The 6,339-nt window shown below is 72.8% G+C and carries 8 protein-coding genes; 5 read left to right on the forward strand and 3 right to left on the reverse strand.

Annotation, left to right across the window (positions count from 1 at the left end):
* The 3 genes from AB0M52_RS28605 to AB0M52_RS28615 form a co-directional block, all read left to right on the forward strand.
* Positions 1-582: glycerate kinase (locus AB0M52_RS28605; protein ID WP_363960064.1), on the forward strand; the 582-nt coding region annotated here is incomplete at its 5' end.
* Positions 583-726: 144 nt separating this feature from the next.
* The gene (erpA, locus tag AB0M52_RS28610) at positions 727-1,095 is read left to right on the forward strand and encodes an iron-sulfur cluster insertion protein ErpA (protein ID WP_013735179.1); all 369 of its coding nucleotides are present in this window, start codon (positions 727-729) and stop codon (positions 1,093-1,095) included.
* Positions 1,096-1,296: 201 nt separating this feature from the next.
* Complete coding sequence (locus tag AB0M52_RS28615; RefSeq protein WP_363960067.1) at positions 1,297-2,274, forward strand: carbohydrate kinase family protein; 978 nt, start codon at positions 1,297-1,299, stop codon at positions 2,272-2,274.
* Between the two features lie 78 nt (positions 2,275-2,352).
* Here AB0M52_RS28615 and AB0M52_RS28620 read toward each other — a convergent pair whose 3' ends face one another.
* Both AB0M52_RS28620 and AB0M52_RS28625 read right to left on the reverse strand, forming a co-directional pair.
* A complete protein-coding gene (locus tag AB0M52_RS28620) occupies positions 2,353-2,601 on the reverse strand; it encodes a sulfurtransferase TusA family protein (RefSeq protein WP_363960070.1) in 249 nt (82 codons plus the stop codon).
* A complete protein-coding gene (locus AB0M52_RS28625; RefSeq protein ID WP_363960072.1) occupies positions 2,598-3,749 on the reverse strand; it encodes an aminotransferase class V-fold PLP-dependent enzyme in 1,152 nt (383 codons plus the stop codon). The genes AB0M52_RS28620 and AB0M52_RS28625 overlap by 4 nt, the downstream gene beginning before the upstream one ends.
* A gap of 196 nt (positions 3,750-3,945) precedes the next feature.
* Between AB0M52_RS28625 and coxB the strand changes: the two genes are divergently transcribed.
* The gene (gene coxB, locus AB0M52_RS28630; protein WP_363960075.1) at positions 3,946-4,917 is read left to right on the forward strand and encodes a cytochrome c oxidase subunit II; all 972 of its coding nucleotides are present in this window, start codon (positions 3,946-3,948) and stop codon (positions 4,915-4,917) included.
* Between the two features lie 10 nt (positions 4,918-4,927).
* Positions 4,928-5,356, forward strand: coding sequence for a cytochrome c oxidase subunit 4 (locus AB0M52_RS28635; RefSeq protein ID WP_363960078.1), 429 nt, complete (start codon positions 4,928-4,930; stop codon positions 5,354-5,356).
* A 142-nt stretch (positions 5,357-5,498) separates the two neighbouring features.
* On the opposite strand, the gene trpD is transcribed toward AB0M52_RS28635, so the two are convergent.
* Positions 5,499-6,339, reverse strand: an 841-nt coding sequence (gene trpD / locus AB0M52_RS28640) for an anthranilate phosphoribosyltransferase (protein WP_363960081.1), incomplete at its 5' end; no start/stop codon positions are given.

Consider the following 6,339-nt stretch of genomic DNA (forward strand, 5'->3'; position numbering starts at 1 on the left):
GCCGCCACCGATGTCGACAACCCGCTGCTCGGGCTGCATGGGGCGAGCAACGTCTTCGGGCCGCAGAAGGGCGCCGACCGCGCTGACGTACTGCTGCTCGACGCCGCGTTGCAGCGCTGGGCAGAGGTGCTGGAGCGGGACCTGCCCGGCTGCCCCGGTGGGCTGGGCGCACTGCCCGGCGGGGGCGCGGCGGGCGGCATCGGGGCGGCCCTGCTGGCTCTCGGCGGCCGGTGCGAGTCGGGGATCCGGCTGGTCAGCGGGGCCATCGGGCTGGACTCCGTGCTCGACGAGGTGGATCTGGTGGTCACCGGGGAAGGCAAGTTCGACCACCAGTCGCTGCGCGGCAAGGTGGTCGCCGGAGTGGCCGGCGCCGCCCGGGACCGGGGCGTACCCTGCGTCGTGCTCGCCGGCCAGGTGAGCACCGGGCGCCGGGAGGCGGCGTCGGTCGGGGTGACCGACGCGTACAGCCTGGTGGAGCACTTCGGCGGCGAGGAGCGCGGCGGGCTGGCCGCCGCCATGGACCGGCCGGCGGAGGGGCTGCGGGCGCTCGGCGCCCGGTTGGCCCGGCAGTGGAGCCGCTGACCCTGCGCCGGCGTGTCGTGCACCGCCGGGTGACCCGGCCAGGGGCGGCCTACAATCGGAAACTGGACCACTGTGGGAATCGCTGACCGGCGGCTGACGTTGGCCAGGAAAGACCACACCGAACGCGCGCAGGGAGAATTCCACGTGACCACGCCAGCGCAGACCGAGTCGACCGAGGCCAAGGCCCCCACGTCCGTCGTCCTCACCGACGTCGCGGCGCAGAAGGTCAAGGCCCTGATCGAGCAGGAGGGCCGCGACGACCTGCGGCTCCGGGTCGCCGTGCAGCCGGGCGGCTGCTCCGGCCTGCGGTACCAGCTCTTCTTCGACGAGCGTTCGCTCGACGGTGACGTCGTCACCGACTACGACGGCGTCGAGGTCGTCGTCGACCGGATGAGCGCCCCGTACCTGGCCGGCGCCACCATCGACTTCGCCGACCGGATCGACGCCCAGGGCTTCACCATCGACAACCCCAACGCGGGCAACTCCTGCGCCTGCGGCGACTCCTTCAGCTGAGTCGGTCTCCACGACGGCGGGACGGCCTGACGGCCGTCCTGCCGTCGTGTCCGTGTGCCCGCCCGGCCACGCGGCCGTGGTCGGTGAGACGCGGTAGCTCGGGGGTGACCAGCGGGGTGTCCGGGGTCTGACGGGCCGGTCGCTGGGAGGTTACCGGGGCGGTAGTCTGACCGCGCTTTGCTGCCGACCCCGAGGGGTGCCATGAAGATCGCCGTGACCGGCTCGATCGCCACCGACCACCTGATGAGCTTCCCGGGCCGGTTCGCCGACCAGCTCATCGCCGACCAGCTGCACAAGGTCTCGCTCTCCTTCCTGGTGGACGACCTGGTGCTGCGCCGGGGCGGGGTGGCGGCCAACATCGCGTTCGGCATGGGGCAGCTCGGCCTGAGCCCGGCGCTGCTCGGCGCCGTCGGTGCCGACTTCGCCGACTACCGCTCCTGGCTGGAGCGGCACGGGGTGGACTGCGACTCGGTGCACGTCAGCGAGGTGGCGCACACCGCCCGCTTCGTCTGCACCACCGACACCGACATGTGCCAGATCGCCTCCTTCTACGCCGGGGCGATGAGCGAGGCGCGCAACATCGAGCTGCACCCGGTCGCGCAGCGCCTCGGCGGGCTGGACCTGGTGCTGGTCAGCGCCAACGACCCGGAGGCGATGCTGCGGCATTCCGCCGAGTGCCGCGAGCGGGGCTATTCGTTCGCGGCCGACCCGTCCCAGCAGCTCGCCCGGATGGGGGGCGAGGACGTGGTGGCGCTGATCGACGGTGCCGACTACCTGATGACCAACGACTACGAGAAGTCGCTGCTGCAGAGCAAGGCCGGGCTCTCCGACGACCAGCTGCTGGACCGGGTGCGGATCCGGGTCACCACGCTGGGCAAGCACGGGGTGGAGATCGCCGGGCGGGACATCGACCCGATCCACGTGCCGATCGCCCGGGAGACCCAGGCGGTCGACCCCACCGGCGTCGGCGACGGCTTCCGGGCCGGCTTCTTCACCGCACTGTCCTGGGGTCTCGGGCTGGAGCGGGCCGCCCAGGTCGGCTCCCTGCTGGCCACGCTGGTGCTGGAGACCGTCGGCACCCAGGAGTACCAGGTGCGCCGCGACCTGTTCGTCAAGCGCCTCGCCGAGTCGTACGGCGACCAGGCCGCCGACGAGATCCGCCCCCACCTGCTCCCCTGACCCGCGTAACCAGCGCCGTGCCCGGCGTTAAGAAGGGGCCCCTCCGCTACACCAGGCGTTAACAGGGGGCCCCTCCTTTCATCTCACCCGGCGGACGTCGTAGGCGGGGCCGGGCGCTGCGCCGAGGAACTCCTGGCCGCGCAGACGGCACCAGGCCGGGATGTCCAACGCGGCGGCCGGGTCGTCGGCCAGCACCCGCACCACCGCGCCGACCGGCAGTTCGGGGAGCCGGCGGGCCAGCGCGATCACCGGCAGCGGGCAGCGCTGGCCGAGACAGTCGAGGACCTCGTGATCCTCACCGGCGACCGGGCCGTCGGGTGTCGTCACAGCCCCACCACCCCCGCCTGGGCCCGCAGGTCGGCCACGATTCCCGGCAACTCGGCGAGGAACCGGGCCACGTCGGCCTCGGTGGTCCCACGGTGCAGCGAGACCCGCACGTTGCCGTGCGAGAGCACCCCCATCGCCTCCAGTACGTGCGACGGGCGCAGCGTGGAGGAGGTGCAGGACGAACCCGACGAGACGGCGAAGCCCCGCCGGTCCAGCGCGTGCAGCAGCGCCTCGCCGTCGAGGTAGAGGCAGGAGAAGGTGACCAGGTGCGGCAACCGGTGCTCGGCATCGCCGACCACCTCCACGTCCGGCACGTCGGCCGCCACCCGGGCCCGGATCCGGTCCACCAGCGGCGACAGCCGGGCCACCTCCGCCGCCGCGTCGGCCGCCGCCGCCCGCAGGCTCGCCGCCGCCGCCACCACCGCCGGCAGGTTCAGCGTGCCGGGCGTACGCCCCGACTCGTGCTCGTCGGCCGGCCAGGGCGACTCCCAGCGGGTGCCCTTGCGGACCACCAGCAGGCCGACGCCGGGCGGGCCACCCCACTTGCGGGCGCTCGCGGTCAACACCGACCAGCCCGCCGGCACGGCCACCCGACCCACCATCTGGGCGGCGTCGACGTACAGCGGTACGCCCGCGTCGGCGCAGGCCGCCGCAGCGGCCTCGACCGGCTGGACGGTGCCCACCTCGTGGCTCGCCGCGATCAGCGCGGCCAGCGCCACCCCCGCCCCGGCCACCGCCGTCGACCAGGCGTCGGAATCCAACCGGCCGAGGCGGTCGACCGGCACCTCGACGGCGGTACCGCCGCGGGTGACGTGCTGCTCGGCGGCGTGCAGCACGGCCGAGTGCTCGATCGCCGAGTGCACCAGGACGCCGCCGGCCCGCCGCCGGCCGGCCAGGCCACCGAGCACGGCGCCGTGCGCGGCCGTCGTACCGCTGGCGGTGAAGGACAGCTCGTCGGGGCGTACGCCGAGGGTCTCGGCCGTCGCCTCGCGGGCGGCGTCGAGCAACTGGCGGGCGCGCCGGGCCTGGGTGTAGAGCCGGTCGGGGTCGGCCCAGCCGTCGTCGAGCGCGGCCAGCAGCGCCTGCCGGGCGACCGGGTGCAGCGGCGCGGCGGTGGCCGCGTCCAGGTAGACCGGGGAAGGAATCACGTCTGCCCACGCTATCGTCTCGGTCCGGACAAGATCCCCCGTCGGGTGCGGACACTGACCCCAACCGGGTCGAGCCCGCCATGGTCGAGTAATCTGCGACCGTCGGTGACGCCTTTGCCGCTGGTGCGGTGGCTCCGCTCGGCGGAGCCGGCCAGATCGAGGAAGACACCGCGGCGCGCTAGGGAGGCAGGACCAGGTGGTCGCAAGGAGTTCGGAGGTACGGCCGACGGCCGTACGGCGCAGCGCATCCCCAGGAGCCGGTCGGCGCCGGGGGCGTAGTGCCGGGCGACTCGCCGGGCTCGGTCTCGGTGGGGCGGCGCTGCTGGTCCTGCTCACGGGCTGCAACGTCGGCTCGGCGTTCGGCGGCTTCGGCTGGCCGCAGGGCGGCATCACCCCCGAGGCCCGGCGGATGTACGACCTGTGGATCGCCTCGTGCATCGCGGCGCTCGTGGTCGGCGTCTTCGTCTGGGGCCTGATCTTCTGGTGCGTCGTGCGGTACCGCAAGCGGGGCAACGAGCTGCCGGTGCAGACCCGCTACAACCTGCCGATGGAGTTCCTCTACACCATCGCGCCGGTGCTGATCGTCGCCGTGCTCTTCTACTACACCGCGGTCGTGCAGACCGATGTGGTGAAGACCAGCCGCAACCCCGACGTCACCGTCGAGGTGGTCGCGTTCAAGTGGAACTGGCAGTTCAACTACCGCGACGGCCAGGGGGTGGACGCCAACACCACCGCGTCGGTGCTCGGCACCAGCGAGGTCATCCCGATCCTGGTGCTGCCGACCGACCGGTCCATCCGGTTCGAGGAGACCAGCAAGGACGTCATCCACTCGTTCTGGGTGCCGGAGATGCTGTTCAAGCGGGACGTGATGCCGGGCAGCATCCGTAACGTCTTCGAGGTCTCCAAGCTGGAGGCCGAGGGGGCGTACGTGGGCCGCTGCGCCGAGCTGTGCGGCAGCTACCACGCTTTCATGAACTTCGAGCTGCGGGTGGTCTCGCCGGAGAACTTCGACCGGTTCCTCGCCGCCAAGCAGGATGGTGCCTCGACCCAGGAGGCGCTGACCGCGATCGGCGAGGACCCGTACGCGGTGACCACGAGGCCGTTCGAGACGCGGCGTACCCAGGACAACTTCAATCAGGCCAGCGCGCCGGCCGGCACGGGAAGCTGAGGCAACGGGCATGAAGACCGAATTTCGCATCTTCCTGACCATCGCCGCCTTCCTGCTCTTCGCGGCCGTGCTGTACGGCGGCTGGACGGCGGCCGACTCGGGGGGCCACGTCGAGTGGATCGGCACCGTGGCCCTGCTGCTGTCGTTCCTGCTCTGCTCGATGTGCGGCGGCTTCTTCTGGTTCGTCTCCCGCCGGATCGACCTGCGTCCGGAGGACCGGGCGGACGCCGAGATCGCCGACGGCGCGGGCGAGATCGGCTTCTTCAGCCCGGGCAGCTACTGGCCGTTCGGCCTGGCGCTGGCCGCCGCGATCGCCGGCCTGGGCCTGGTGTTCTGGCAGTTCTGGCTGCTCGGCGTCGGCCTGGTGGCGGTGATCTTCGCCGCCTGCGGCCTGCTCTTCGAGTACTACAGCGGCACCCGACGCACCGCCGAGCACTGACCCCCGCGTCGACACGCCGACACACCCCGAAAGCCCGCCTCTCCGAGGCGGGCTTTCGTCATCCCGCCGCGCCCCCCGACCGGCTGCGTTGATCAAGGAGTTTGCGTCAGAATCACCCGCTCACTTGACGCAAACTCCTTGATCAACCCGGCAGGGAGGAGGCTTGGGCGACCTCGATCCAGTGGTCGAGGGTGCGGCCGGCGGCACCGGAGTCGATCGACTCGGCGGCTCGGGCCAGGCCGGCGCGCAACGCGGTGGCCAGGTCCCCGTCGAGCGGGCCCTGGGTGGCCAGAGCTGCGGCGGCGTTGACCAGGACGGCGTCGCGTACCGGGCCGGGCTGGCCGGCGAGCAGGCGACGGGCCACGTCGGCGTTGTACGGGGCGTCACCGCCGCGCAGGTCGGCGAGGGTGGACCGGGGCACCCCGAGGTCGGTGGCGTCCACCACGGTCTCCCGGACGGTGCCGCCCTGGGCGACCCAGAACCGGGTCGGTGCGGCGGTGGTGAACTCGTCCAGCCCGTCCTCGCCGCGCATCACCAGCACCGAGTCGCCCCGGGCGGCGAAGACCGCCGCCATCACCGGTGCCATCGTCGCGTCGAAGCAACCGACCGCACCGGCCCGGGGCCGCGCCGGGTTGGTCAGCGGGCCGAGGAAGTTGAACGCCGTCGGCACGCCCAACTCCCGGCGGACCGGGCCGGCGTGGCGCATGCCCGGGTGGAACCGGGCGGCGAAACAGAAGCCGATGCCGGCCTCGGCCACGCACCGGGCCACGCCCTCGGGGCCGAGGTCCAGCGGTACGCCGAGGAACTCCAGCAGGTCGGCGGTGCCGCAGGACGAGGACGCCGCGCGGTTGCCGTGCTTGACCACGCGTACCCCGGCACCGGCGACGACCAGCGCGGTCATCGTGGAGATGTTGACCGTATGGGCGAGATCGCCGCCGGTGCCGACCACGTCCAGCGCGGTCGCGCGTACCTCCTCGGGCAGC

It is taken from the genome of Micromonospora sp. NPDC051296 (assembly GCF_040682255.1).
Classification (GTDB): Bacteria; Actinomycetota; Actinomycetes; order Mycobacteriales; family Micromonosporaceae; genus Micromonospora; species Micromonospora craterilacus.